This is a genomic window from Microcella pacifica, from assembly GCF_009371975.2.
Taxonomy (GTDB): domain Bacteria; phylum Actinomycetota; class Actinomycetes; order Actinomycetales; family Microbacteriaceae; genus Microcella; species Microcella pacifica.
On the sequence record NZ_VIKT02000006.1, the window covers coordinates 77,661 to 103,480 of the forward strand.

At 70.6% G+C, this 25,820-nt stretch carries 24 protein-coding genes; 14 read left to right on the forward strand and 10 right to left on the reverse strand.

Annotation, left to right across the window (positions count from 1 at the left end; translation table 11 throughout):
• Positions 1-8: 8 nt before the first annotated feature.
• The 5 genes from FK219_RS05045 to FK219_RS05065 form a co-directional block, all read right to left on the reverse strand.
• Complete coding sequence (locus FK219_RS05045; RefSeq protein WP_152582299.1) at positions 9-764, reverse strand: succinate dehydrogenase iron-sulfur subunit; 756 nt, start codon at positions 762-764, stop codon at positions 9-11.
• On the reverse strand, positions 764-2,560 hold the full coding sequence (gene sdhA / locus FK219_RS05050) for a succinate dehydrogenase flavoprotein subunit (RefSeq protein WP_152582300.1): 1,797 nt from the start codon (positions 2,558-2,560) through the stop codon (positions 764-766). The genes FK219_RS05045 and sdhA overlap by 1 nt, the downstream gene beginning before the upstream one ends.
• On the reverse strand, positions 2,557-3,018 hold the full coding sequence (gene sdhD / locus FK219_RS05055; protein WP_152582301.1) for a succinate dehydrogenase, hydrophobic membrane anchor protein: 462 nt from the start codon (positions 3,016-3,018) through the stop codon (positions 2,557-2,559). Before sdhD ends, sdhA begins: the two co-directional genes overlap by 4 nt.
• Before the next feature lie 2 nt (positions 3,019-3,020).
• Positions 3,021-3,419 (reverse strand): succinate dehydrogenase, cytochrome b556 subunit, encoded by a 399-nt coding sequence (gene sdhC / locus FK219_RS05060; protein WP_152582302.1) that lies wholly within the window; start codon positions 3,417-3,419, stop codon positions 3,021-3,023.
• Positions 3,420-3,588: 169 nt separating this feature from the next.
• Complete coding sequence (locus FK219_RS05065; RefSeq protein ID WP_152582303.1) at positions 3,589-4,740, reverse strand: glycosyltransferase family 4 protein; 1,152 nt, start codon at positions 4,738-4,740, stop codon at positions 3,589-3,591.
• Positions 4,741-4,832: 92 nt separating this feature from the next.
• Here FK219_RS05065 and FK219_RS05070 point away from each other — a divergent pair, with 92 nt between their 5' ends.
• The 9 genes from FK219_RS05070 to FK219_RS05110 all read left to right on the forward strand — a co-directional run bounded on the left by FK219_RS05070 (position 4,833) and on the right by FK219_RS05110 (position 16,459).
• Positions 4,833-5,954 (forward strand): mannose-1-phosphate guanylyltransferase, encoded by a 1,122-nt coding sequence (locus tag FK219_RS05070; RefSeq protein WP_152582304.1) that lies wholly within the window; start codon positions 4,833-4,835, stop codon positions 5,952-5,954.
• 226 nt (positions 5,955-6,180) lie between these two features.
• Positions 6,181-7,308 (forward strand): BMP family lipoprotein, encoded by a 1,128-nt coding sequence (locus FK219_RS05075; protein WP_152582305.1) that lies wholly within the window; start codon positions 6,181-6,183, stop codon positions 7,306-7,308.
• A gap of 259 nt (positions 7,309-7,567) precedes the next feature.
• Complete coding sequence (locus FK219_RS05080; RefSeq protein ID WP_152582306.1) at positions 7,568-9,082, forward strand: ABC transporter ATP-binding protein; 1,515 nt, start codon at positions 7,568-7,570, stop codon at positions 9,080-9,082.
• Positions 9,079-10,452 (forward strand): ABC transporter permease, encoded by a 1,374-nt coding sequence (locus FK219_RS05085; protein ID WP_224744454.1) that lies wholly within the window; start codon positions 9,079-9,081, stop codon positions 10,450-10,452. The genes FK219_RS05080 and FK219_RS05085 overlap by 4 nt, the downstream gene beginning before the upstream one ends.
• Positions 10,449-11,729 carry an ABC transporter permease gene (locus FK219_RS05090; protein ID WP_152582307.1) on the forward strand — a complete coding sequence of 427 codons (1,281 nt, stop codon included), beginning with the start codon at positions 10,449-10,451 and terminating at the stop codon, positions 11,727-11,729. Before FK219_RS05085 ends, FK219_RS05090 begins: the two co-directional genes overlap by 4 nt.
• 12 nt (positions 11,730-11,741) lie before the next feature.
• A complete protein-coding gene (locus FK219_RS05095) occupies positions 11,742-12,152 on the forward strand; it encodes a cytidine deaminase (protein ID WP_152582308.1) in 411 nt (136 codons plus the stop codon).
• 14 nt (positions 12,153-12,166) lie between these two features.
• Positions 12,167-13,462 (forward strand): thymidine phosphorylase, encoded by a 1,296-nt coding sequence (locus FK219_RS05100; RefSeq protein WP_152582309.1) that lies wholly within the window; start codon positions 12,167-12,169, stop codon positions 13,460-13,462.
• A gap of 70 nt (positions 13,463-13,532) precedes the next feature.
• The gene (locus FK219_RS05105; RefSeq protein WP_152582310.1) at positions 13,533-14,954 is read left to right on the forward strand and encodes an MFS transporter; all 1,422 of its coding nucleotides are present in this window, start codon (positions 13,533-13,535) and stop codon (positions 14,952-14,954) included.
• Positions 14,951-16,459, forward strand: coding sequence for a pyridoxal phosphate-dependent decarboxylase family protein (locus tag FK219_RS05110; protein WP_152582311.1), 1,509 nt, complete (start codon positions 14,951-14,953; stop codon positions 16,457-16,459). The genes FK219_RS05105 and FK219_RS05110 overlap by 4 nt, the downstream gene beginning before the upstream one ends.
• Here the strand turns inward: FK219_RS05110 and uriH are convergent.
• Positions 16,456-17,403 (reverse strand): uridine-preferring nucleoside hydrolase UriH, encoded by a 948-nt coding sequence (gene uriH / locus FK219_RS05115; protein ID WP_152582312.1) that lies wholly within the window; start codon positions 17,401-17,403, stop codon positions 16,456-16,458. The genes FK219_RS05110 and uriH overlap by 4 nt on opposite strands.
• 62 nt (positions 17,404-17,465) lie before the next feature.
• Between uriH and FK219_RS05120 the strand changes: the two genes are divergently transcribed.
• From FK219_RS05120 to FK219_RS05140, 5 genes are read left to right on the forward strand one after another with little or no spacing between them, the layout of a single operon-like run.
• Entirely contained in the window at positions 17,466-18,740 is a 1,275-nt protein-coding gene (locus tag FK219_RS05120) for an adenosylhomocysteinase (RefSeq protein WP_152582313.1), read from the forward strand.
• Positions 18,737-19,405 carry an IclR family transcriptional regulator gene (locus FK219_RS05125; RefSeq protein ID WP_152582314.1) on the forward strand — a complete coding sequence of 223 codons (669 nt, stop codon included), beginning with the start codon at positions 18,737-18,739 and terminating at the stop codon, positions 19,403-19,405. The genes FK219_RS05120 and FK219_RS05125 overlap by 4 nt, the downstream gene beginning before the upstream one ends.
• Positions 19,406-19,424: 19 nt before the next feature.
• On the forward strand, positions 19,425-20,549 hold the full coding sequence (locus FK219_RS05130; protein ID WP_152582315.1) for an adenosine deaminase: 1,125 nt from the start codon (positions 19,425-19,427) through the stop codon (positions 20,547-20,549).
• Positions 20,546-20,998, forward strand: coding sequence for a PTS sugar transporter subunit IIA (locus FK219_RS05135; RefSeq protein ID WP_152582316.1), 453 nt, complete (start codon positions 20,546-20,548; stop codon positions 20,996-20,998). The genes FK219_RS05130 and FK219_RS05135 overlap by 4 nt, the downstream gene beginning before the upstream one ends.
• A gap of 40 nt (positions 20,999-21,038) precedes the next feature.
• On the forward strand, positions 21,039-21,311 hold the full coding sequence (locus FK219_RS05140; RefSeq protein WP_152582317.1) for a PTS sugar transporter subunit IIB: 273 nt from the start codon (positions 21,039-21,041) through the stop codon (positions 21,309-21,311).
• Between the two features lie 98 nt (positions 21,312-21,409).
• Here the strand turns inward: FK219_RS05140 and FK219_RS05145 are convergent, their stop codons facing one another.
• From FK219_RS05145 to FK219_RS05160, 4 genes are read right to left on the reverse strand one after another with little or no spacing between them, the layout of a single operon-like run.
• Positions 21,410-22,063: a hypothetical protein gene (locus FK219_RS05145; RefSeq protein WP_152582318.1), complete on the reverse strand. Its 654-nt coding sequence runs from the start codon at positions 22,061-22,063 to the stop codon at positions 21,410-21,412.
• Positions 22,060-23,214 (reverse strand): hypothetical protein, encoded by a 1,155-nt coding sequence (locus FK219_RS05150; protein WP_152582319.1) that lies wholly within the window; start codon positions 23,212-23,214, stop codon positions 22,060-22,062. Before FK219_RS05150 ends, FK219_RS05145 begins: the two co-directional genes overlap by 4 nt.
• A 46-nt stretch (positions 23,215-23,260) precedes the next feature.
• On the reverse strand, positions 23,261-24,964 hold the full coding sequence (locus FK219_RS05155; RefSeq protein ID WP_152582320.1) for a phospho-sugar mutase: 1,704 nt from the start codon (positions 24,962-24,964) through the stop codon (positions 23,261-23,263).
• A gap of 11 nt (positions 24,965-24,975) precedes the next feature.
• On the reverse strand, positions 24,976-25,812 hold the full coding sequence (locus FK219_RS05160) for a purine-nucleoside phosphorylase (RefSeq protein WP_152582321.1): 837 nt from the start codon (positions 25,810-25,812) through the stop codon (positions 24,976-24,978).
• Positions 25,813-25,820 lie beyond the last annotated feature (8 nt).

The following is a 25,820-nucleotide window of genomic DNA, read 5'->3' on the forward strand; positions in this document are numbered from 1 at the left end:
GAAGAAGCCTACGGGGCGCCCTTCAGGATCGCCTGCTTGACCTCGGCGATCGCCTTGGTGACCTCGATGCCGCGCGGGCAGGCCTCGGTGCAGTTGAAGGTCGTGCGGCAGCGCCAGACGCCCTCCTTGTCGTTGAGGATGTCGAGGCGCACCTGAGCGTTGTCGTCGCGGCTGTCGAAGATGAAGCGGTGGGCGTTGACGATCGCGGCGGGGCCGAAGTACTGCCCGTCGGTCCAGAACACGGGGCACGACGAGGTGCACGCGGCGCACAGGATGCACTTGGTCGTGTCGTCGAAGCGGGCGCGCTCCTCGATCGACTGGATGCGCTCCTTGTCGGGCTTCGAGTTCGCCATAAGGAATGGCTGCACCTGGCGGTACGACTCGAAGAACGGCTCCATGTCGACGATGAGGTCCTTCTCGAGCGGCAGGCCCTTGATCGCCTCGACGTAGATCGGCTTCGTGATGTCGAGATCCTTGATGAGGGTCTTGCACGCGAGCCGGTTGCGCCCGTTGATGCGCATGGCGTCGGAGCCGCAGATGCCGTGGGCGCACGATCGCCGGAAGGCGAGCGTGCCATCCTGATCCCACTTGATCTTGTGGAGGGCGTCGAGAACTCGATCGGTCGAGTACATCTCGACGTCGAAGTCCTCCCAGTACGGCTCGGTGTCCTGCTCCGGGTTGAAGCGGCGCACGATGAGGGTGACGGTGAAGGCCTGCACGGCAGCGGAGTCCGCTGCGGGAGCTTCGGGGGCGGCGGTCGCCATCAGTACTTCCTCTCCATGGGCTGGTAGTGCGTGATCGTGACCGGCTTCCAGTCCAGTCGAATGTGGTCCTCGGCGACGCCCGAGCGCGGGTCGCCCGTGAGGTAGGCCATCGTGTGCTGCATGTAGTCGGCGTCGTTCCGGTCGGGGAAGTCGTCGCGCATGTGGCCGCCGCGACTCTCCTTGCGGTTGCGCGCCGAGTAGACGACGACCTCGGCGATGTCGAGCAGGAATCCCAGCTCGATCGCCTCGAGCAGGTCGGTGTTGAAGCGCTTGCCGCGGTCCTGGATGCCGATGTTCTGGTACTTGTCGCGCAGCTTCGCGATCGTCTGGGTCACCTCGCCGAGCGATTCGTCGGTGCGGAACACCTGAGCGTTGCGGTCCATCTCCTCCTGAAGCTCCCGACGCAGCGCGGCGATGCGCTCCGAGCCGTCGGCGGTGCGGATGCGCTCCACGAGCTCGCGCACCTCCTTGGCGGGGTCGTCGGGCAGGGGAGCGAACTCGGCCTGGTTCGCGTACTCGACCGCGTACGTGCCGGCGCGCTTGCCGAACACGTTGATGTCGAGCAGAGAGTTCGTGCCGAGACGGTTGGAGCCGTGCACCGACACGCACGCGCACTCGCCGGCCGCGTAGAGGCCGGGGATGACGGTGTTGTTGTCGGCGAGCACCTCGGCCTTGATGTTGGTCGGAATGCCACCCATCGCGTAGTGCGCCGTCGGCATGACCGGCACGGGCTCGTGCACGGGGTCGACGCCGAGGTAGGTGCGGGCGAATTCCGTGATGTCGGGCAGCTTGGTCTCGAGCACTTCGGCGCCGAGGTGCGTGCAGTCGAGCAGCACGTAGTCCTTCTCGGGCCCTGCTCCGCGACCCTCCGCGACCTCCTGCACCATGCAGCGCGAGATGATGTCGCGCGGCGCGAGGTCCTTGATGGTGGGGGCGTAGCGCTCCATGAAGCGCTCGCCGCTCGCGTTGCGCAGGATCGCGCCCTCGCCGCGCGCACCCTCGGTGAGGAGGATGCCGAGTCCCGCGAGCCCGGTCGGGTGGAACTGGAAGAACTCCATGTCCTCGAGCGGGATGCCCTTGCGCCAGATGATGCCAACGCCGTCGCCCGTGAGCGTGTGGGCGTTCGAGGTGGTCTTGTAGATCTTGCCGAAGCCGCCGGTGGCGAAGACAATGCTCTTGGCGTGGAAGACGTGCAGATCGCCGGTCGCGAGCTCGTAGGCGACGACTCCCGCGGCACGACCCTCGCTCATGACGAGGTCGAGCACGTAGAACTCGTTGTAGAACTCGATGCCGAGCTTGACGCAGTTCTGGAACAGCGTCTGCAGGATCATGTGCCCCGTGCGGTCGGCGGCGTAGCAGGCTCGACGGACGGGCGCCTTGCCGTGGTCGCGCGTATGCCCGCCGAAGCGGCGCTGGTCGATCTTGCCCTCGGGGGTGCGGTTGAACGGCAGTCCCATGTTCTCGAGGTCGATGATCGCGTCGATGGCCTCCTTCGCGAGGATCTCCGCCGCGTCCTGGTCGACGAGGTAGTCGCCCCCCTTGACCGTGTCGAAGGTGTGCCACTCCCAGCTGTCCTCCTCGACGTTCGCGAGGGCGGCGGCCATGCCGCCCTGCGCGGCCCCCGTGTGCGAGCGCGTGGGGTACAGCTTCGAGATGACGGCGGTCTTCGCGTTGGGCCCGGCCTCGATGGCGGCGCGCATGCCCGCGCCACCGGCGCCGACGATGACGACGTCGAACTGGTGCTGGTGCACCGTCGTGGGTGCGGGGGCGAGGGTGCTGGCGGAATCAGGGCTCACGAAAGGTCTCCACAGAAGGATGCGACGAGGGCGGGATCGGCGCCGGCTGGGCAGGGGTCGAAGGTGAAGATCACCAGAGTGCCGAGGATGAGCAGCACTGCTGCGGACGAGGCGAGTGCCCCCAGGAGGATGGTGCGCACCCGCGGAGCGGACACGTAGTCGTTGATGATGGTCCGCATGCCGTTCGAGCCGTGGATGAGGGCGAACCACAGCAGGAAGAAGTCGTACCACTGCCAGAACGGGTCGGAGAGCTTGCCCGCGACGAAGGCGAAATCGATCTGGCTGACACCGTCACCGAGCACGAGGTTCACGAAGAGGTGCCCGAAGATCAGCACGACCAGGATCACTCCCGAGACGCGCATGTAGATCCATCCCCACTTCTCGAGGTTGATGCCTCGGCGGGTGCGGGCGTGGGGGCTGCGAGGAGCGTCGAGCTGCGAAACGTCCGTGGTGGTCATGGTCAGCCTCCGAACACGCTGATGAGGTGGCGCGGCGTGAAGGCGGCCATCACGACGACGCTCAGGGCGATGACGATGTAGAACATCGCCTTCTGGTGGCGAGTGCCGACGCCCCAGAAGTCCACGAGGATGATGCGCAGCCCGTTGAACGCGTGGAAGACGACGGCCGCGACGAGGCCGAGCTCGGCGATGCCCATGAGCGGCGTCTTGTAGGCGCCGATGACCGCGTTGTAGGCCTCCGGGCTCACCCGCACGAGTGCCGTGTCGAGAATGTGCACGAGCAGGAAGAAGTAGATGGCCACGCCGGTGATGCGGTGCAGGACCCACGACCACATGCCCTCATTGCCCCGGTACAGCGTGCCGCCGGGGATCACCGACGGTCGGGGTGCTGGCACGGTCATGGTCGCCGAAGAGCTGTCCGCTGCGGCAGCCCCTTCTGTTGCGGGCATTGCCTTCGCTGGCACGAGAAACCCTCCTTGGGGAACGGTGACGACGAGCGCGCTCCGCGTCAGAACGTGCTCGCGGGGTCCTTCGGACTCCGTTTTCTCGACTGGTGGCCGCCGATAGAGGTCAGTCTACGTCGACTTTTCTGAGTGCTCGCGTCAGCACGGGGCCGCGCGCGCCGACGCTCTCGTAGTGCGAGAGCAGCTGGTCACCGAACGACTCCCAGGTGCGCCCGAGCACCGATCGGCGACCCGCCTCGCCGAGACGCGCGCGGCGGCCGGCGTCGCCCGTGAGGGCGGTCACCGCACGGGCGAGGGATCGGGGGTCGTCGGGATCGGTGAGCAGGCCGCTCACGCCGTGCTCGATGAGGTCGATCGGCCCGCCGGAGCGAGGTGCGATCACGGGTGTGCCGCTCGCCTGCGCCTCTTGAATGGTCTGACCGAACGTCTCCTCGGTGCCCGTGTGCGCGAACACGTCGAAGGCGGCGTAGGCGCGCGCGAGCTCGCGACCGTGCAGCGGACCGGTGAAGGTGACGGGCATGCCGGCGAGCGCGCGGCGCACGCTCGACTCGGAGGGGCCGCCGCCGACGATGACGATCCGGATGCCCGGCACACCGCGCAGCGCCGAGAACGCTTCGACCTGCTTCTCGGGTGCGAGCCGCCCGACGTAGCCGACGATGAGCTCGTCGTTCGGCGCCCACGAGCGCCGCAGCTGCGCGACCTCGGGCTCGAACCGCGTGCGCGGGTGGTAACCGTCGAGGTCGACGCCGCGGCCCCACCTAGCGAGGCGCTGCACGCCGGCCGCCGCGAGGTCGCTCATGGCGGCGCTCGAGGGGGCGAGCGTGAGGTCGGCCTTGTCGTGCACGAGGTTCACCACGCGCCAGGCGAAGCCCTCGGCGGCGCTGAGCCGGTTGCGGCGCGCGTAGCCGGCGACGTCGGTCTGGAAGACGGCGACGCTCGGGATGCCCAGGCGCGAGGCCTCGCCGATGGCGTGCGCGCCGAGGAGGAATGGTGAGGCGGCGTGCACGACGTCGGGGGCGAAGTCGGCGAGCGTGCGGTGCACGAGCGGGGTGGGGATGCCGACGGGGAAGCGGCGGTACAGCACAGCGGGCACTTCGTGCACGGCGGCGCCGGCGTACTCGCTCGGGGAACCGGCGGCGGGGGCGATGACGAGGGCCTCGTGGCCGCGGCGCTGTAGGTGCTCGAGCACGCGGGCGACGGAGGTCGTGACCCCGTTCACGGTCGGCAGGAAGCTCTCACTCACCACGGCTACACGCATGTCGGGCATCCCTTCACCGGCCTTCGCTGAGCCCATGCTCCGCGCGCCAGGTGGCCCCTTCGTGAACGGCGGTTGCCGATAGGGTGACGGGCATGCGAGCGACTGCCACTGCGCTGCCGGACTTCCACGCGGTGATCCCGGCGGGCGGCGTCGGCTCCCGCCTGTGGCCGCTCTCCCGTGCGGAGGCCCCCAAGTTTCTGCACGACCTGACAGGCAGCGGCCACACACTGCTGCGCGATACCTGGAATCGCGTGCTGCCGCTCACCGGCAGCGACGGCATCATGGTCGTCACGGGTCGGGCGCACCGCGCGGCCGTGGAGGCGCAGCTGCCGGAGCTGACGGACGCGAACATCGTGCTCGAGAGCGAGCCGAAGGACTCCTCGGCTGCGATCGGCCTCGCCGCGGCGATCCTCGTGCGGCGCAACCCCGAGGTCGTGATCGGCTCCTTCGCGGCCGATCACGTGATCGGCGATGCCGTCGCCTTCCGTCACGCGGTGAGCGAGGCGGTGGCCGTCGCGCGGGAGGGGTACGTCACGACGATCGGGATGACCCCCACGGAGCCCTCCGTCGGCTTCGGCTACATCTGCTGCGGCGAACCGCTCGCCATCGAGGGGGCCCCGCACGCGCAGCTCGTGACGCGCTTCGTCGAGAAGCCCGACCTCGCCACGGCGACCGAGTACGTCGCCTCGGGGGAGTACCTGTGGAACGGCGGCATGTTCATCGCGCGCGCCGACCGGCTGCTCGAGGAGCTCGCGCAGTCGCAGCCCGAGCTGCACACGGGCCTCGTGCGCATCGCGGCGGCGTGGGACACCCCCGTGCGCTCGCAGGTCGTCGACGCGGTCTGGCCGGGTCTGCTGAAGATCGCGATCGACTACTCCGTGGCCGAGCCCGCGGCGGCGGGAGGTCGGCTCGCGGTCGTGCGCGGCACCTTCCCGTGGGACGACGTCGGCGACTTTTCCTCGCTCGCCAAGCTGCTCTCGAACGGCCGCGTGGGCGATCTGGCGATCCTCGGTGAGGGCGCGCGCGTCCTCGCCGACTCCTCGAGCGGCGTCGTCGTCTCGCGCACCTCCCGCCTCATCTCGCTCATCGGCGTGCAGGACATCGTCGTGGTCGATACGTCGGATGCCCTGCTCGTGACCACGCGCGAGAACGCTCAGCGCGTCAAGTCGGTCGTCGACGCGATCAAGCAGTCCGGTCGCGACGACCTGCTCTAGCACGCGCTCCTCTAGCACGCGCGGTGCTGTCGCGGTCGGCGGGCGAGGCGTCGACGACCGTCGCGGCCTTGCTCATTCGAGCACGCGCGCACGCACGAGCGCACCGGGACCCCTGGAATCCCGCGGATTTCCGGCACATGACGGTCTCGTCGCGGATTCGTAACGCTTCGGTCACCTGGGCCCTTCGGCCCTGCTGAGCGGGCCTCCCGTTCGCTAACGTGGCCCCATGAGTCCCGCCATCGGTAGCGGGGCGGCAATTTTGGAGGACACAGTGATCAACACCACCCGTAAGCGCGCGTTCAGCGGGCTCGCCCTGCTCGGTGCGAGCGCGCTCGTGCTCGCCGGCTGCGCGGCAGCTCCCGAGGAGGAGGCTCCCGAGGAGACCGAGGCGCTCGACTTCTATCCCTGCATGGTGTCGGACGCCGGAGGCTTCGACGACCGCTCGTTCAACGAGGCGGCATTCAACGGTCTCGAGGAGGCCGCCGCCGAGCTCGGCGTGGAGTTCAACGCCGTCGAGTCGGCTGACGAGAACGCCTACGAGCCCAACGTCGAGGGCCTCGTCGCCGAGGGCTGCGACATCATCATCACGGTCGGCTTCCTGCTCGCCGAGGCCACGGCCAACGCGTCGGCCGCGAACCCCGACATCAACTTCGCCATCATCGACGAGTTCGTCGAGGGCGACAACGTCAAGCCCATCCAGTTCGACACCGTCCAGGCGGCGTTCCTCGCCGGCTACGCGGCGGCCAGCTACTCGGAGACCGGCGTCGTCGGCACCTTCGGCGGCATCCAGATCCCGCCGGTGACGATCTTCATGGACGGCTTCGTCCAGGGCGTCGAGTACCACAACGAGGTCAACGGCACCGACGTCCAGGCGCTCGGCTGGGACTTCGAGGCTCAGACCGGTGCCTTCACCGGTGGCTTCGCCCCCGGCACCGAGGCGCTCACGACGGCTCAGGGTCTCATCGACCAGAACGTCGACGTGCTCCTGCCCGTCGGTGGCCCGATCTACCAGAGCGCCGCTGAGGCGATCCGCGACTCCGGCCGCGACATCGCCCTGATCGGTGTCGACTCCGACGTCTACGTCTCCGACCCCTCGGTCGCCGACCTGCTGCTCACCTCGGTGCTCAAGAACATCGCTGTGGGTGTCTACGACGTCGTGATCGCTGCGGCGAACGGCGACTTCGAGAACAGCCCGTACGTGGGGACGCTCGAGAACGAGGGCGTCGGTCTCGCGTCGTTCCACGACTTCGAGTCGCTCGTCGACGCCGAGCTCTCGGGTCAGATCGATGAGGTCATCGCCGGCATCATCGACGGCTCGATCGAGGTCACCTCGCCCGCCACGCCGGGCCAGTAGTCGGCGAGGGGCTACGGCCCCTCAGTCGCGTCACATCGAGGGAGGTCAGCGCTGCTGGCCTCCCTCGATGCGTTGCCGGGCATCCCGGGATCACCGGAGCGCGAAGCGCTCACATGAGCACTGAATCGCTCAGATTCGTGTCGCCCTGCTCCCTTACAGTGGAATCTGACAGGCACACCGACGTCGCCCTGCGCGACGCCCGCGAGCCTCACCGGTTGCACAGCAGCGCCGCATCTCGACGGCGCAGGAAGGCCGAGAGATGAAACTCGAGCTGCGAGGCATCACCAAGCGCTTCGGCGCGCTCGTCGCCAACGACCACATCGACCTCACCGTCGAGCCCGGCGAGATCCACGCCCTGCTCGGGGAGAACGGCGCGGGCAAGTCGACCCTCATGAACGTGCTCTACGGCCTCTACCAGGCCGAGGAGGGGCAGATCCTCCTCGACGACGAGGTGCAGCACTTCTCGGGGCCGGGAGACGCCATGGCGGCCGGCATCGGCATGGTGCACCAGCACTTCATGCTCATCCCCGTCTTCACCGTCGCCGAGAACGTCATGCTCGGTCACGAGTCCACGCAGTTCGGCGGTCGGCTCGACCTCGAGGCGGCCCGCGCGACCGTGCGCGAGATCTCGCAGCGCTTCGGCTTCGACATCGATCCGGATGCCCGCATCGAAGACCTCCCCGTGGGCGTGCAGCAGCGCGTCGAGATCATCAAGGCCCTCTCCCGCAACGCGAACGTGCTCGTCTTCGACGAGCCCACGGCCGTGCTCACGCCGCAGGAGACGGACGAGCTCATGGAGATCATGCGCCAGCTCAAGGACGAGGGCACCTCGATCGTCTTCATCACCCACAAGCTGCGCGAGGTGCGCGAGGTCGCCGACCGCATCACCGTCATCCGGCTGGGGAAGGTCGTCGGCGAGGCCGAGCCGACCGCGACCAACGCCGAGCTCGCCTCCCTCATGGTGGGCCGCGCCGTCGATCTCACCGTCGACAAGGCACCCGCGAAAGCCGGCGACGACGCTCTCATCGTGTCGGGCCTCACGGTCACCGACTCGATCGGCCAGATCCTCGTCAACGACGTCTCGTTCACGATCCGGAAGGGCGAGATCCTCGCCATCGCCGGCGTGCAGGGCAATGGGCAGACCGAGCTCACCGAGGCGATCATGGGTCTGCAGTCGCACGTGAGCGGCTCGGTGACGCTCGATGGCACCGAGCTGCTGGAGCGCGGCACGCGGGGCGTGCTCGACGCCGGTGTCGGGTTCGTGCCGGAGGATCGCACCGAGGACGGCCTCGTGGGCACGTTCACGATCGCCGAGAACCTCATGCTCGATCGCTCGACCGGGGCGCCCTTCGTGAAGCGCGGCACGCTACAGCTCGCGCACCTCGCCCAGTTCGCGACCGAGCGCGTGGAAGAGTTCGACGTGCGCACGCAGGGCATCACCTCGCCCGCTGGCAGCCTCTCGGGCGGCAATCAGCAGAAGGTGGTGCTGGCGCGCGAGCTCAGCCGCGAGCTCAGCCTGCTCATCGCGGCCCAGCCCACGCGCGGGCTCGACGTCGGCTCGATCGAGTTCGTGCACAAGCGCATCGTCGCGACGCGCGATGAGGGCGTGCCCGTCATCGTCGTGTCGACCGAGCTCGACGAAGTGACGGCCCTCGCCGATCGCATCGCGGTCATGTACCGCGGTCGCATCATCGGCATCGTTCCCGGCGACACCCCGCGCGACGTGCTCGGGCTCATGATGGCCGGAGAGACCCCCGCGGAGGTGGCGGCGTGAGCAACACCAACGACCCGAAGGACGCGGCGCTCGGCGGCGCGGCGGCCTCCCCCTCGGCGAAGGGGCACCCGGCCGACACGGCCGGTGCCGAGCCCCTCACGCCGGAAACGACGGATGCCGCCGGCGCGCAGCACGGTGCGAGCGACGTGCCGCCGCCTCCGCGCAGCACGCAGATCCTCAAGGAGATCTTCGGCGGCAGCGCCGCGATCTCCGTCCTCGCCGTCCTGCTCGCGCTCATCTTTGGCGGCCTCCTCATCGTCATGACCGACGAGGGTGTGCAGGAGGCTGCCGGCTACTTCTTCTCCCGCCCCGCCGACACGTTGCGCGCCATCGCCGACGCGGTCGGTGGAGCCTACGCAGCGCTCTTCCGCGGCTCGATCTTCAACTACCTGCGCCCCGACGACCTCGTCGCGGCCTTCCGCCCCATCACCGAGACGCTCGCCAACGCCACGCCGCTCATCGCGGCCGGCCTCGGCGTCGCCCTCGCCTTCCGGGTCGGCCTGTTCAACATCGGTGGCCGTGGCCAGATGCTCATCGCGGCGGCTGCGGCGGGCTACGTCGGCGCGTACATCCCGATGCCGCCCGTGATCCACCTCATCGTGGCGCTCGTGGTCGGCATCATCGGCGGCGCTCTGTGGGGCGGGCTCGTCGGTCTGCTCAAGGCGCGCACGGGAGCGCATGAGGTGATCGTCACGATCATGCTCAACTACGTGGCGTTCTATCTCGTCTCCTACCTTCTGCGTACCGAGGGGGCGCTCCAGGCTCCCGGCCAGAACAACCCCAAGAGCGGCCCCATGCTCGAGACCGCGGTGTTCCCCGACCTCCTCGGGCCGCAGTACAACCTCAACCTGGGCTTCATCCTCGTCGTGCTCGCCACGATCTACGTCTGGTACCTGCTCAACCGCTCGGCGATGGGCTTCCAGTTTCGCGCCGTCGGCGAAAACCCCCACGCGGCGCGCGTCGCCGGCATCAACGTGGGCAGCGTCTACGTCAAGGTCATGCTCATCGCGGGAGCCCTCGTCGGCCTCGCGGGCGTCTACCAGGTGCTCGGCAACTTCACCGGCGGCTTCGCCGCCGGCCTCGACGCAGGCATCGGGTTCGACGCCATCACCGTCGCCCTGCTGGGCCGCTCGAAGCCCTGGGGAGTGTTCTTCGCGGGCATCCTCTTCGGTGCTCTGAAGGCCGGCAGCTACACGATGCAGGCGGCCGAGGGCATTCCCGTCGACATCGTCCTCGTCGTGCAGTCGTTCATCGTGCTCTTCATCGCCGCACCGCCCCTCGTGCGTGCGATCTTCCGATTGCCGACCCCGGATTCCTCGTTCCGCTGGCGAGTCCCGTCGATCTCCCGCACGAAGGAGGCGGCCCGATGAGCGCCGTGACCACGACCCCCGCCCCGTCGACCGCTGAGAGCACGTCCGTGACCGTGCGCAGCTGGAAGGCGCCCATCGCGTTCGCGATCTTCACCGTCATCGGGGCGGCGCTCTTCCTCGGCCTCGGCCGCGGCGGCGACACCACCTACCGCCTCAGCGATGGCCGCGACGCCATCCAGTTGCCCGCGCTCATCCTGCCCTCCTATGCGACCGGCATCGTCGCGGTGATCCTCATGGCGGCTGCGGCCGTCGGCGCGTTCCTGCTCGTGCGCGCGGCCCGCAAGGTACCGCTGTGGCTCACGACCGTGTTCGCGCTCGTCTTCCTGCTCGGGTTCCTCACGTGGGCCGCAGCAGGGGCGACCGTCCCCCTCGTCGGGCTCCTCGCCGGTGCGCTCACCGTGAGCACGCCGCTCATCTTCGGAGCGCTCGGCGGCGTGATCTCCGAGCGCGTCGGCGTCGTCAACATCGCGATCGAGGCGCAGCTGCTCGCGGGCGCGTTCGTCGCCGCGATGATCGGCACGCTCACGGGGCAGCCCATGCTCGGTCTGCTGGGAGCGATGATCGCCGGGGCGCTCGTGTCGGTCATCCTCGCCTCGTTCGCCATCAAGTACCTCGTCGACCAGGTGATCGTCGGCGTCGTGCTCAACGTTCTCGTCATCGGTCTGACGAGCTTCTTCTACTCGACGTACATGGTCGACAACCCGGAGCTCTTCAACTCACCAGACAAGTTCGAGAGGGTCGCGATCCCGCTGCTGAGCGACATCCCGGTGCTCGGGCCGATCCTGTTCAACCAGACGCTCATCGTCTACATCATGTTCGTGCTCGTGCCCACCGTGTGGTTCGCGCTGTTCAAGACCCGCTGGGGTCTGCGCCTGCGCTCCGTGGGCGAGCACCCGAAGGCCGCCGACACCGTCGGCATCAACGTCAAGGCCACGCGGTTCTGGAACGTCCTCCTCGCGGGTGCCATCGCCGGTGGTGGAGGTGCGTTCTTCACCCTCGCGGCCGTCGGCTCCTTCGCCAAGGAGATGACCAACGGTGCGGGCTTCATCGCCCTCGCGGCGGTCATCTTCGGTCGATGGGATCCGATTCGGGCGACGCTCGCGGCGCTGCTGTTCGGCTTCGCGACGAACCTGCAGTCGACGCTCTCGATCGTCGGGTCGCCGGTGCCGAGCGAGTTCATGCTCATGCTGCCGTACATCGTCACGATCTTCGCGGTCGCCGGGCTCGTGGGCATGTCCCGCCCGCCAGCGGCCTCCGGCAAGCCGTACATCAAATAGGGGGAGGCCACCATGGCTGACATCGACTGGGATGGCCTTCGCGAGGTCGCCCTCGACGCGATGACGAAGGCCTATGTGCCGTACTCGGAGTTCCCCGTCGGCGTGGCCGCGATCGTCGACGACGGCCGCGTGATCGCAGGGTGCAACGTCGAGAACGCCTCGTACGGCCTCACGCTGTGCGCCGAGTGCGCTCTCGTCTCCACCCTGCACATGACCGGCGGCGGTCGTCTCGTCGCCTTCACGTGCGTCGACGGTGACGGCGGTGCGCTCATGCCCTGCGGGCGCTGCCGCCAGCTGCTGTACGAGCACTCCGCCGAAGGCATGCTGCTGGAGACCGTCTCCGGCATCAAGACCATCGACGAGGTGCTGCCCGACGCCTTCGGCCCCCGCACCCTCGAGACCTATCGCTCAACCCACGACTAACAGGAGCACCACCCATGGCCCTTGAGCCGTTCGACGTCGTCGACCTCATCCGCACCAAGCGCGACCGCGGCACCCTGACGACGGCCCAGATCGACTGGATGGTCGACGCCTATACCCGTGGCTACATCGCCGACGAGCAGATGTCGGCCATGACGATGGCGATCTTCCTCAACGGCATGGAGCGCGAGGAGGTCAGCGCGCTCACCCTGGCGATGGTCGCCTCCGGCACGCGCCTCGACTTCTCGGGCCTCGACAAGAAGACCACAGACAAGCACTCGACCGGCGGGGTCGGCGACAAGATCACGCTGCCCCTCGCGCCGCTGGTCGCCTCGTTCGGCGTCGCCGTGCCGCAGCTCTCCGGCCGCGGGCTGGGCCACACCGGGGGCACGCTCGACAAGCTCGAGAGCATCCCGGGCTGGCGTGCCAGCATCACGGTCGATGAGATGATGCGGCAGCTCGACGATGTGGGCGCCGTCGTGTGCGCGGCCGGTTCGGGCCTCGCTCCCGCCGACGGCAAGCTCTACTCGTTGCGCGACATCACCGGCACTGTCGAGTGCATTCCGCTCATCGCCTCGTCGATCATGTCGAAGAAGATCGCCGAGGGCACCGCCGCGCTCGTGCTCGACGTGAAGTTCGGCTCTGGCGCGTTCCTGAAAGACATCGAGAAGTCGCGCGAGCTCGCCCAGGTCATGGTGCGGCTCGGCGAGGACGCCGGGGTGGCGACGCGCGCCGTGCTCACCAACATGAACGTGCCGCTCGGTCTCGCGATCGGCAACGCCAACGAGGTGCGTGAATCGGTCGAGGTGCTCGCGGGCGGCGGGCCTGCCGACGTGGTCGAGCTCACGGTCGAGCTCGCGCGGCACATGCTCGAGCTCGCGGGCGTCACCGATGCCGACGTCGAAGCGGCGTTGCAGGACGGCCGCGCGATGGATGCCTGGCGCGGCATGATCGCGGCGCAGGGCGGCGACCCGGATGCTCCGCTCCCCGTCGCCCCGGAGTCCCACACCGTGCACGCCGAGACCTCAGGGGTGCTCGTCGAGCAGGAGGCCCTGCCCTTCGGCATCGCCGCGTGGCGCCTCGGCGCCGGGCGTGCGCGCAAGGAGGACCCGGTCGACCACAGCGCAGGCATCGACCTGCACGCCAAGCCGGGCGACACGGTCGAGGCGGGGCAGCCGCTCTTCACGATGCTGACCTCCGACGCGGGCCGGTTCGCCCGCGCGCTCGAGGCGCTCGAGGGCGCCTACCGCATCGGCTCGGCGGGCGACGAGGTGCACACGGGCGGCCCGCTCATCGCGGGCGTCGTCGAGTAGGGCCAGTCGAGTAGCCCGCGTGATCGAGCAGCCCGTGCCGGGCATCCCGCCCCGCCGATAAGCTCGCAGCATGCCCTCGAGGACCGCAGCGCAGCGCCCGACTCCGCACCACCCGTCGCTCACGAGGCGCACGGTCGCCGGCTACGCGATCGGCTCGCTCGGCACGGGAGGGTTCGGCACTCTGCCCGGCCTCGTGCTCCTCTACTACATGACCGATTCGCTCGGCATCACCGCGCTTGTCGCGGGGCTCATCGTCACTCTCGCCAAGCTGTGGGACGTCATCATCGACCCTGTCATCGGCGCGCTGAGCGACCGTATGCGCCAGCGCTCGGGAACCCGCCGCACGCTCATGCTCGTCGGCGCGCTGAGCCTCCCGGTGTTCTTCGCGGCGACCTTCGCCGTGCCGGCTGAGCTCACCGGCAGCCTTGCCGCGCTGTGGGTGCTCATCGCCTTCGTGCTCTCCACCACCGCCTTCAGCCTCTTCCAGGTGCCCTATATCGCCCTCCCTGTCGAGATCTCCGGCGACTACGACGGCCGCACGCGCCTCCTCACCTGGCGCGTCGTCGTCCTGACAGTCGCGATCCTCCTGTTCGGCGCGGGAGGCCCCGTGCTGCGCGGTCTCGGCGACGACCCGCGGCTCGGCTACCTCCTCATGGGCGTGGTCGCGGGGCTCGTCATCTCCCTCGGGCTCACGGCCTCGTCGTTCACCGCGCCTCGTGGCGTCGCGGTCGTCGAGCCGGCCCCGGCGAGGGTCGCCGACGCGTATCGTCAGGCGATCGTCGCGCTGCGGGAGAGCCGGCCGCTGCGGCGGCTGCTCGGCGGCTTCGTGCTGCAGGCCCTCGCGACGGGTCTCATGCTCGCCGCCGCGCAGTACGTCGCCACGTGGGTTCTCGTGAGCGAGGACGCTGTGACGCTCCTCTTCCTCGCGCTCATCGCGCCGGCCGTGCTCGTCACCCCCGTGTGGGGTCGTCTCGCCCGGCGCTTCGGCAAGGAGCGCAGCTACCTCGCCGCGTCGCTGCTGTTCGGCGTCGCGGCGCTCAGCATCGTCGTCGCGGTGATCGCCCCCGGCCCGTGGATCTACGTGCCCGTCGGCATCGCGGGAGCCGCCTACGCGGGCATGCAGGCGCTTCCGCTCGCGATGCTGCCCGACGTCATCGCCCACGACGGTCGACGGCGGGGCCGGGAGCGCGCCGGCGTCGTGAGCGGCGTGTGGACGGCGGGGGAGACCGCGGGCATGGCGCTCGGCGCGACCCTCCTCGCGCTCGTCCTCGGGGCGACCGGCTACCTCGAGTCGACGGCGGACGTCGTCGTCGTGCAGCCCGCGAGTGCGACGCTCGGCATCGTCATGGCGTTCAGCGTGATCCCGGCCGTGCTCGTGGCGCTGAGCATCCTGGTTCTGCGTGGCTACGGACTGAGCCGCAGCGACATCGACGTCCCTGCGCCGTCGGGCGTCCGTGCGAGCGATGGTGGCGAAGCGGGGAGCGCGCGATGACCGGTGCTGGGCCGCAGCCGCGCGAGATCCTCGCCGAGCTGGAGGGACTGCGGGCCGGTGACGCGCCCACGCACGGCGGTCGAGTGCTCTCGTACGTCTACGACTCTGGCTCGGCCGAGCTCGATGAGCTCGCGGCCTCCGCCATCCGTCTGTTCCAGTCCGTCAACGGGCTCGACCCGACCGTGTTCCCCTCCGTCGCCCGACTGGAATCCGATCTCGTCGCCTTCGGTCGGAGCATCACGCACGGTGACGACGAGGTCGTCGGCACGGTGACGACGGGCGGCACCGAGAGCTGCCTGCTCGCCGTCAAGACCGCGCGCGACCTGTGGCGCCGGGAGAATGGCGAGCACGCGCGCCCGCGGCTCGTCGCGCCGACGACGGCCCACGCGGCCTTCCACAAGGCCGCGCACTACTTCGGCCTCGAGCTCGACCTCGTGCCCGTGGATGTCGCCACCGGCGCCGTGCGCGCCGACGACATCATCGCGAGGCTCGGCCCCGATGTCGCGCTCGTCGTCGTCTCGGCGCCGTCGTATCCGCACGCGGCACTCGACCCCATCGCGGAGGTCGCCGCGGCCGCCCGCGAGCACGGGCTCTCGTGCCACGTCGACGCGTGCATCGGCGGGCTGGCGCTGCCGTGGTGGCCCGACGTGGCACCGTGGGACTTCCGCCTGCCCGGCGTCACGAGCATCTCCGCCGACCTGCACAAGTACGGCTACGTGCCCAAGGGTGCGAGCCTCCTCCTGCACCGCGATCGGCGGCGCCGAGACGCGCAGTACTTCGCGACGACGGGCTGGCCGGGGTACCCCGTGGTCAATCCCACGATGCTGGGCTCGCGCTCGGCGGGCGTCCTGGCGGCGGCCTGGGCGATCACCCGGCGGCTGGGAGACGAGGGATACGCGGAGCTCGTCGCGCGCACGCTCGAGGCGACCAGAGCTCTGCGTGGCGCGATCGAGAGCATCGACGGCCTCACGATCCTCGGCGAACCGGTGGGGCCGCTCTTCGCGGTCGTCACCGATGCGGGCCGACCGGCGGAGGAGCGCGTCGACCCGCACCGCTGGGCGGACGTGGTGCGGCGCCACGGGTGGCTGCTGCAGCAGCAGCCGGGGTTCACGCAGTCCGACGGCACGCTGCTGCCGCGCAGCACCCACGTCACGGTGACGCCCGTCACCGCCGGGGTGCTCGAGCCGCTCGTGGCCGCTCTGCGCGAGGCGGCCGACGAGGTTCGCGGCCTGCCCCCGGCCGACGCCGCGCCCGTGCTCGAGGCGCTCCCCGCCGAGCTGCTCGCGAGTCTCGCGAGTGCCGGCTCGGCCGACGCCGACCTCGACCCCGCCGTGCTCTCCAGCGTCCTCGCGCAGGCGGGCATCGGGCCCGACGGCTCGCTGCCCGAGGAGGCGGCCGGGCTCACGGCGCTCATCGAGGCGTTGCCGCCCGCACTCGTCGAGCAGGCGCTCATCGGCCTGCTCGGCTCACTCGTCGACCCGCCGGCGACGGGCGCGGGCCGCTAGAGCTCCACCGCGCCGATGCGCTCGAGGGCGTCGATCACGAGGTCCCAGAAGCGGTCGGCGTCGAGGTCCATCGCGACCTGGGTGGGGCAGCTCTCCGGCGCCGGTGCCCGCAGGTCGGCCACCGTCATGCCGAGGGTGAGCGTGCCGGTGAGCTCGACGTCGAGCGGGGCCCGCACCGTGCGCACGATGCTCGGGTCGATGACGTAGGCCACGGCGCAGGGGTCGTGCACGGGAGGGTGGTCGAAGCCCTGGGCGTCCTGGTACGAGTGCGCGAAGAACTCCAGCAGCTCGCCCGTGAAGCGGGCCGGGCCGGTGCCGATCGCGGCGATGCGGGCCGCGACCTCGTCGGTCGCGAGTGCCTGGTGCGTGACGTCGAGCCCGACCATCGTCAGCGGCCAGCCCGCCGTGAACACGATGTGCGCGGCCTCCGGGTCGATGACGATGTTGAACTCGCTCGTGGCGCTCCAGTTGCCGATGTGCACGCCGCCGCCCATGAGCACGACCTGCTTGACCCGCTCGACGATGCGCGGCTCGCGCCGCACGGCGAGCGCGATGTTGGTGAGGGCGCCGGTCGGCACGAGCGTGACGGTGCCGGGCTCGTGCGCCATGACGGTGTCGATGATCAGGTCGACGGCGTGGCGGCCGTCGAGCTCGATGGCCGGTTCGGGCAGCACGGGCCCGTCGAGCCCCGACTCCCCGTGGATGTCGGGAGCCGTCTCGACCTCGCGCACGAGCGGACGCTCCGACCCGCGGGCGAACGGCACCGAGTCGAGGCCGATGACGCGGGCGACGGCGAGCGCGTTGCGCGTCACCTTCTCGATCGTCTGGTTGCCCATGACGGTCGTGACGGCGAGCAGCTCGATGTCGGGCGAGCCGTGGGCGAGCATGAGGGCGACCGCGTCGTCGTGGCCGGGGTCGCAGTCCAGGATGATCTTCTCAGGCATGGGCCCAGCCTAGCGACATTCTGCATATATGAAAGCGTCTTGCACCTGTGTAGAGTGCGCTCATGAGCACGGACAGCAGCACGAGCAGACCCGCCCGCATCAACCACGGCGCAGCGGAGGCGCCGGACTCGGCGGCGCTCGCCGCCCGCGGCGCTGCCCGCATCGACTGGATCCGCTCGCGCATGCCCCTGCTCGCCGAGGCGCGCGACGCCCTCGCGGCGAGCCGACCCTTCGACGGCCACCTCATCGGCATGAGCCTGCACCTCGAGCCCAAGACGGCGGTGCTGCTCGAGACCCTCCAGACCGGCGGCGCCGAGATCGTCGCGACCGGCAACCACGGCTCGACGCAGGACGACGTGGTCGCCTACCTGCGCACCCTCGGCATGACCGTGCACGGGCGGCGCGCCGACACCCTCGACGACCACCACGCGAACGTCGCCGCCGTCGATGCGGCGCGGCCGAGCATCCTGCTCGACAACGGGGCAGACCTCGCCGCGCTCGCCGCCGCTCGCGTCGACCCCGCGGCCGTCTCCGGGGGAGACCCGACGGGCGGCACCGGCATCATCGGCGGAACGGAGGAGACGACGAGCGGAGGGCTGCGGCTGCGCGCCGAGCTTGCGCAGAGCATCCCGTTCCCCATGCTCGTCATCAACGACTCGCGCCTCAAGGCGATCGGCGAGAACAAGCACTCCGTCGGCCAGTCCGTCGTCGAGAGCCTCATGCGCATCACCAACCTGCGCCTCGCCGGCCGACGCTTCCTCGTCGCCGGCTACGGCTGGTGCGGTCGCGGCATCGCGCAGTACCTGCGGGCGATGGGCGGCAAGGTCGCCGTCGCCGAGATCGACGAGCTCGTCGCCTTCGAGGCCGCGTGGGACGGCTACCGGGTCGGCCCGATCGAGGAGCTCGCCGAGTGGGCGGAGGTCGTCGTCACCGCGACCGGGCATCCCGACGTCGTCACACCCGCCGTGCTCGACCGGCTCGCCGACGGCACCGTGCTCGCCAACGCCGGTCACGTGCCCTGGGAGATCGACGTGGCCGCCCTGTACGCGCGGTCCACCGCGCGCACGGTGCTCGACGAGGCGATCGAGCGCGTGGACCTGCCAGGTGGGCGCCACGTGATCCTGCTCGCCGAGGGTCGCATGGTCAACCTCGCCGGGCGCGAGCCCAAGGGCAACTCGCTCGAGGCGATGGACCTCGGCTTCCTGCTGCAGGCGCTCTCCCTGGAGCGTGTCGCGACGAGCGCGGCATCGCTCGCTCCCGGCGCCCAGCCGGTGCCCGACGACATCGATCGCGATATCGCCAGACGGATGCTCGCCGTCATGGGCGCGGACCGGTGACGCAGCCCGGCTACGCGGTACCGGCGCTCGACAAGGCGCTCGACATTCTCGAGCTGCTCGCCGACGAGCCAGCGGGGCTCGCGCAGTCGGAGATCGCCGAGGCCACGGGGCGCAGTGTCGGTCAGATATTCCGCGTGCTCGTCTCCCTCGAGAGGCGCGGCTACCTCGTGCGCGAGCGTGGCGGTCGGTACCTGCTCGGCACGCGGCTGTTCGACCTCGCTCACCGGCATGCGCCCCTGCGGGGCCTGGAGGCCGTGGCGCTGCCGATCATGCGCGAGCTCGCCGACAGCGTGCGGCAGTCGTGCAACCTCGCCGTGCTCGAAGGCGACCGCGTACGGGTCGTCGCGCAGGTGGAGTCGCCCGCTGACTTCGGCTACCGGGTGCGGGTCGGCGCGCTGTTCGACGTCGCGGGCACCGCGACGGGGGAGGTGCTCGCGGGCGACCGCGACGAGCTCGTGCGGGCCGACGCTCTGCAGCCCGGCATCACCGACGTCGTGGCCGCCGTGCGCGGTGCTACCGGCGCGACGATCGCCGCGCTCACCGTGCCGTACGTGAGCACGAGCTTCAGCACCGTCGCGCACACCCAGGTCGTGCAACAGGCTCGCAGTGCCGCCCGAGACATCTCGCAGGCACTCGGGTGGATACCGGGGGTCACAGGGAGGTAACGACCGGTAGGTTGGGAGCATGACAACGGCGACGCAGAACCTCCTTCCCGGCACCGACCTCGCCCTGGAGGCGCTGCCGAAGGTGTCGCTGCACGACCACCTCGACGGCGGCCTGCGCCCCGCGACGATCGTCGAGCTCGCGGCCGAGATCGGCTACGAGCTTCCCGCGGGCGCCACCGACGCCGAGTCGCTCGGCGAGTGGTTCGCCACGCAGGCCAACTCGGGGTCGCTCGTGCAGTACCTCACGACGTTCGACGTCACGATCGCCGTCATGCAGACCCGCGACGCCCTCGTGCGCGTCGCCCGCGAGTTCGTCGAAGACCTGGCGGCGGATGGCGTCGTGTGGGGCGAGATCCGCTGGGCCCCCGAGCAGCACCTGCAGCAGGGCCTGAGCCTCGACGAGGCAGTCGAGGCCGTGCAGCAGGGCCTGGACGAGGGCGTCGAGGCGGCGCGCGGCGCCGGCACGAGCCTCCGCGTCGGCCAGCTGGTCAGCGCCATGCGCCACGCCGATCGCGGCCTCGAGATCGCCCAGCTCGCGCTGCGTCACCGCGACACGGGCACGGTCGGCTTCGACATCGCGGGCGCCGAAGCAGGGTTCCCGCCCTCTCGTATGCGCGACGCGTTCGAGCTGCTCGCCGACGAGTTCTTCCCCGTCACGATCCACGCCGGCGAGGCGGACGGCATCGAGAGCATCCGCGGGGCGCTGCGCGACGGCCACGCCCTGCGCCTCGGCCACGGCGTGCGCCTGCTCGAAGACATCACGCTCGTCGACGAGGGCGAGATGACGCGCGCGAGCCTCGGCCGCATCGCCGAGTGGGTGAAAGACCGCGGCATCGCGCTCGAGACGAGCCCCAGCTCGAACCTGCAGACCGGCGCGATCGCCGCGTGGGGCGACGCGATGGAGGACCACCCGCTCGACCTGTTCACCCAGCTCGGGTTCCGCGTCACCGTCAACACCGACAACCGCCTCATGAGCGCCACGACCCTCAGCCGCGAGCTGCGCCTCGTCGCCGAGACCTTCGACTACGACCTCGACGACATCCTCGCCCTGCAGCTGAACGCCGCCCAGGCGGCCTTCCTCCCCGTCGAGGACCGCGAGGCGCTCATGGACACGATCATCGCCGGCTTCGAGGAGCACGCATGAGTCTGCCCTCCCTCGCCGACCGCGCCATCGTGCTGCAGGCGCACGCCGCCGACTGGCGCGCCGCCGTGCGCCTGGCCGGCGACGCCCTCGTCGACAGCGGCTGCACGACCGCCGAGTACACGGAGGCGATGCTGCGCCTCGTGGAGACCCACGGCCCGTACATCGTCATCGCGCCCGGCCTCGCTCTGGCGCACGCGCGCCCCGGCCCCGAGGTGCGCCAGGACGGACTTTCGGTCGTCACGCTCGCCGAGCCGGTCGAGTTCGGTCACGCGCACAACGACCCGGTCTCCGTCGTCATCGGCCTCGCCGGGGTCGCCGCCGACGCCCACCTGAGCGCCGTCGCCGACCTCGCGAACGCCTTCAACGACTCGGCGGCCATCCAGGCGCTCGCCCGAGCGACGAATCGTGAGGATGCTCGCGCCATCCTCGAAGGCCGCCGAGTGTCATGACGCCGCGTGTCGTGATGCCGCGGGTCAGGGAGGTGTCGGCGTGAAGATCGTCGCCATCTGCGGTGCCGGCATCGGCTCGAGCGGCATCCTCAAGGTGAACGCCGAGCGCGTGCTGCAACGGCTCGGCGTGACCGCGACCGTGGTCGCCGCTGACATCGACTCGGTCGCGCGCGTCGCCGCCGACGCCCAGGTGATCCTCACGAGCGAGGAGTTCGTCGAGGCGATCGGGCGCACGCACGCCGACGTCGTCGTCGTGCACAACTACTTCGACACCGATGAGCTCACGCAGAAGCTGACCGACGCGGTCGGGTAGCGGGCCCCGCTCGTTCCGCACTGTTGCGCCCCTTCCACAACTTCGGAGTGGGGCGAACCAGGCTCATGTCACTCCGAAGTTCAGGAAGGCTGTCCGTTCTAGTCCTTCTCGCCGCGCTGCTCCCAGGGGTCCGGTGGCAGCGGCGGCTTGCGCAGTGACAGGGCGACCGCGAGGCCGAGAGCCGTCAGGGGCGCGACATAGGGGGCGAACGCGAAGAGCGTGAGGGCCACGAGGAGCCCCGCGCCGACGCCGACGACGAGGGAGCGCAGCGGGCTGCCGACCGGCTCGCCCTGAGCGTCGTGCGTCGGTTGCAGGGCGACCGCGGCGAGACCCGCGGCGACGCCCGTGGTGCCGAGGAGGGCGTAGAAGAACCCGAGGCCGGCGAAGACCGCTGTCGGGGCGTTGGCGATCTCGATCACGAGCACGACCGGTCGGATGAGCAGCACGAGGTAGGCGACCGGGAGCAGCCAGCCGGGCCGTCCGGTGCGCGCCGTCGCGGCGTGCGCCGCGTGCAGGAGCGGCAGAAAGCCGAGCAGCGCGATCGCATTGAGCCCTAGGAAGATCTGCACGGCGGGGACCGGGTCAGTTCTCTCGTCGAGGAGCACGAGCTCGAGCGCGGGCACCAGGAGGAGCACGACGGCCACAACGGCCGCGACGATGCCGGCTCTGCGGCCCGGCGCGCGGGAGATGCGCTCCAGCAGGGAGTCCGCGTCAGAGCCCGAGGGCTCGGGAGTCGGGGATGCGGTGGTCATGGGCGTACCTTTCTGCGCAGCGAGACGAGCACCGTCACGACGGCGACGAAGGCGAGCAGGATTCCGCCCGTGCTCGCGATGCCGATCCACCACGCGATCGCCGCGGTCGTCGCGACCATCGCCGCTCCGGCGGGGCCGGAACCGCGCACGGCGTGGTGCGACCACCCCACGGCGAGGGCGACCGCGACGGACTGCAGCGCGAGCGCCGAGAAGTACACGGCGTCGGCGGGGGAGACGATGATGGCGGTCGAGGCGATGCCGAGCATCCCGATGCTGGCCCAGGCGACCACGCGCAGCTCGGGCCAACGGCGCAGCAGCAGCACCGACTGCGCGAGCAGTGCCGCGGCGCCGAGCGAGGCGACCGCGAAGCCCTGGCCCTGCCGCAGCACGCCCTCCTCGGCGAGCACAATGCCCACCGTCCACGCGACGACGACAAGGGTCAGCGCGGCGATGCCGAGGGCGATCGTCGCCCGGCGCTCGCGGCGCGACCACGGGCGGGTATCGGCTGGTGCGGTCACGAACAGCGGCAGGCCGGGCAGCCCGGAGACGCCGATGTTGCGCCCCTGCGCCTGGCCGCGCTCGATCATCTCGCGCTCGATCTGCGCGCGAACCTCCAGCTCGCGGGCGACGCGCGCGTAGTGCGCACGGTCGGCGATGCCGAGCCCCACCGCGGCGGCCATGACGAACGCCGGCGAGACGCCCGCGACCATGAGCGGCACGCCGAGGCCGACCCCGCCGATGCCCGCCCAGATGTGGGCGGCGAACGCGTCGACGTGCGGGCGGATGAGCACCGAGGTGGATGCGGCGGCCGCAGCCGCCGTCACGGTCACGATCGCGGCCGAGACCACGTCGAGAGTGCCGATCGGTCGAGCGGGGCCCACGTTGATGAGGGCGATGATGCCCACCGTGGCGAGCGCGCTCGCCGTCGAGATGACGATCGTCGCGACCGCCGCCGTGCGGTCGAGCCGGTCGGCGCCGCGGCGGTTGTAGAGGGTGGCGAGCCCGACCGCGCCGAGCGCCACGGCGACCGAGGTGAGGGTCGAGCCGCCGGGCAGGGCGAGCGCCGAGACCCCCAGCCCCGCCGACCACAGCAGCAGCGCCGCGAACCAGATTCCCGCGACGGCGGGCGGCAGCAGCGGGGCGCGGGTCACCCCTCCACCCTAGGCTCTGCGTCGCGGAGGAGCGTGGTGCCGCGGCTCAGGCGACGAGGGCGCGCATGCCGGCTTCGAGCGCGGCGACCTCGGCCTGCGCGGCCGCACGGCGCTCGGTCACCGAGCCCTGCTCGCTCGACGCGTCGATGTAGACCTTCACTTTGGGCTCGGTGCCGCTCGGCCGCACGATGACGCGGGCGCCGCCGTGCATCCAGAACCGCAGAATGTCGCCGGGCGGGTAGTCGCCGAAGCCGCGGATGAAGTCGTCGACCTCCCTCACCCGCACGCCGCCGATCTCGGCGGGCGCCTGCTCGCGCAGAGCCGACATGATCTGGCCGATGCGGCTCAGGTCGGTCACCCGCAGCGACACCTGGGCGCTCGCGAACGCCCCGAACAGAGCGTCGAAGTCGTTCTGGCGGTCGGTGAGGGTGCGGCCGGCCGCGGCGAGCTCGCCGACCATCGTGAGGAACTCGACCGAGGCCGAGATGCCGTCCTTGTCGCGCACGGTGCCCGGGTTCACGAGGTAGCCGAGCGCCTCCTCGTAGCCGAAGCGCAGGCGGGGGGTGCGCGAGATCCACTTGAAGCCCGTGAGCGTGTCGCGGTAGTCGAGGCCGTAGTGGCGCGCGATCGCACCGAGAGCAGGAGAGGAGACGAGGGATGCTGCGAGTGCGCCGTCCTGCCCCTCGCGCTGCAGACGCTCCGCGGCCCGCCATCCCAGCAGGGCGCCGACCTCGTTGCCACTGAGACGCCGCCATCCGGCGCTGTCCGCCGTCGCCGACTCGGGGCGCGGCACGGCGACCGCGAGTCGGTCGGCGTCCGGGTCGTGCGCGATGATGAGCTCGGCGCCCGCGCGGTTCGCCGTGGCGATCGCGAGGTCGAGGGCACCCGGCTCCTCCGGGTTGGGGAACGACACGGTCGGGAAGCCGCCGTCGGGCTCCACCTGCTCGGCGACGACCGTCGGCTCGCCCAGGCCTGCGGCGGCGAAGACGCGCTGGGAGACCTCCCACCCGACGCCGTGCATCGGGGTGTACACGAAGGGCACAGCCACAAAGGGTTCGCGCTGCTCGCCACCCGCGATCGCCGCCGTGCGCTCGACGTACGCGTCGAGCACGCTCTCGCCCGCCACCTCGAACTCGCTCGAACGGGGCAGGTCGCCCACGGCGACGCTGCGGGCCACCTCGAGGATCGCCTCGTGGATGAGCCCGTCGCTCGGCGGCACGATCTGCGCCCCCTGGTCGTCGTCGCCGAGGTACACCTTGTAGCCGTTGTCGCGCGGCGGGTTGTGGCTCGCCGTCACCATGACGCCCGCGCTCACGTCGAGATGGCGCACGGCGAAGGCCAGCACAGGGGTCGGCAGCATGCGCGGCAGAAGGGTCACCCGCACGCCCGCGCCCGCCATGATCTCGGCGCTGTCGCGCGCGAACACGTCGCTGTTGGTACGGCCGTCGAAGCCGATGACGACGCTCGGTGCGCCGCCCTCGGGGCGGTCCGCCCGGTCGAGGAGGAACCGCGCGAGCCCCGCGGCCGCCTGCGCGACGAGCACGCGGTTCATGCGGTTCGGCCCAGCGCCGAGCTCGCCGCGCAGCCCGGCCGTGCCGAACGCGAGCCGTGAGCCGAAGCGGTCGCGCAGCCCCGCGATCGCGGTCGCCTCGCCGAGCTCGGCGCCGTCGATGAGGGCTGCGAGCTCGTCTCGCGTGATCGGGTCAGGGTCTTGCGCGAGCCAGTTCTTGGCGTCGTCGAGGTGCGTCATGGTGCCCGGCCCTACAGTTCGGCCACGATGCGCGCGAGGAGGGCGCTGATCACCGGCTCAGCATCCCGACCTGCCTCGATGACCTCCTGGTGACTGAGCGGGTTCGGCGAGATGCCCGCCGCGAGGTTCGTGATGAGCGAGAGGCCCAGCACCTCCATACCCGCCTGGCGCGCGGCGATCGCCTCGAGCGCCGTCGACATGCCCACGATGTGGCCGCCGAGCGTCTTCGCCATCTGCACTTCGGCGGGAGTCTCGTAATGCGGCCCGCGGTTCTGCACGTAGACGCCCTCGTCGAGGTCGGCGTCGACCGTGCGGGCGAGGTCGCGCAGCCGTTGCGAATAGAGGTCGGTCAGGTCGATGAAGGTGGCCCCCTCGAGGGGCGAGTCGCCCGTGAGGTTCAGGTGGTCGCTGATGAGCACGGGAGTGCCGGGGGTCCAGTGCGGCTTGATGCCTCCGGCGCCGTTCGTGAGGATCATCGTGGATGCTCCCGCCGCGGCCGCCGTGCGCACCGAGTGCACGACGCGCCGAACGCCGTGGCCCTCGTAGTAGTGGGTGCGGGCGCCGATGACGAGGGCGCGCTTGCCGCTCGGCAGCAGGATCGAGCGCAGGGTGCCGACGTGGCCCTCGAGCGCGGGCTTCGAGAAGCCGGCGATGTCGGAGGCGGCGATCGTGTGCGTCGTCTCGCCGATGAGGTCGGCGGCCTTCGCCCAGCCGGAGCCGAGGGTGAGGGCGATGTCGTGGCGCTCGACGCCGGTAACCTCGGCGAGTTGCGCGGCAGCCTGGGCGGCGACCTCGAACGGGTCGGCGGAGGGGTCGTCGAGAGGGTTGTGCGGTGCGTGGTGGGACATGCCCTCAT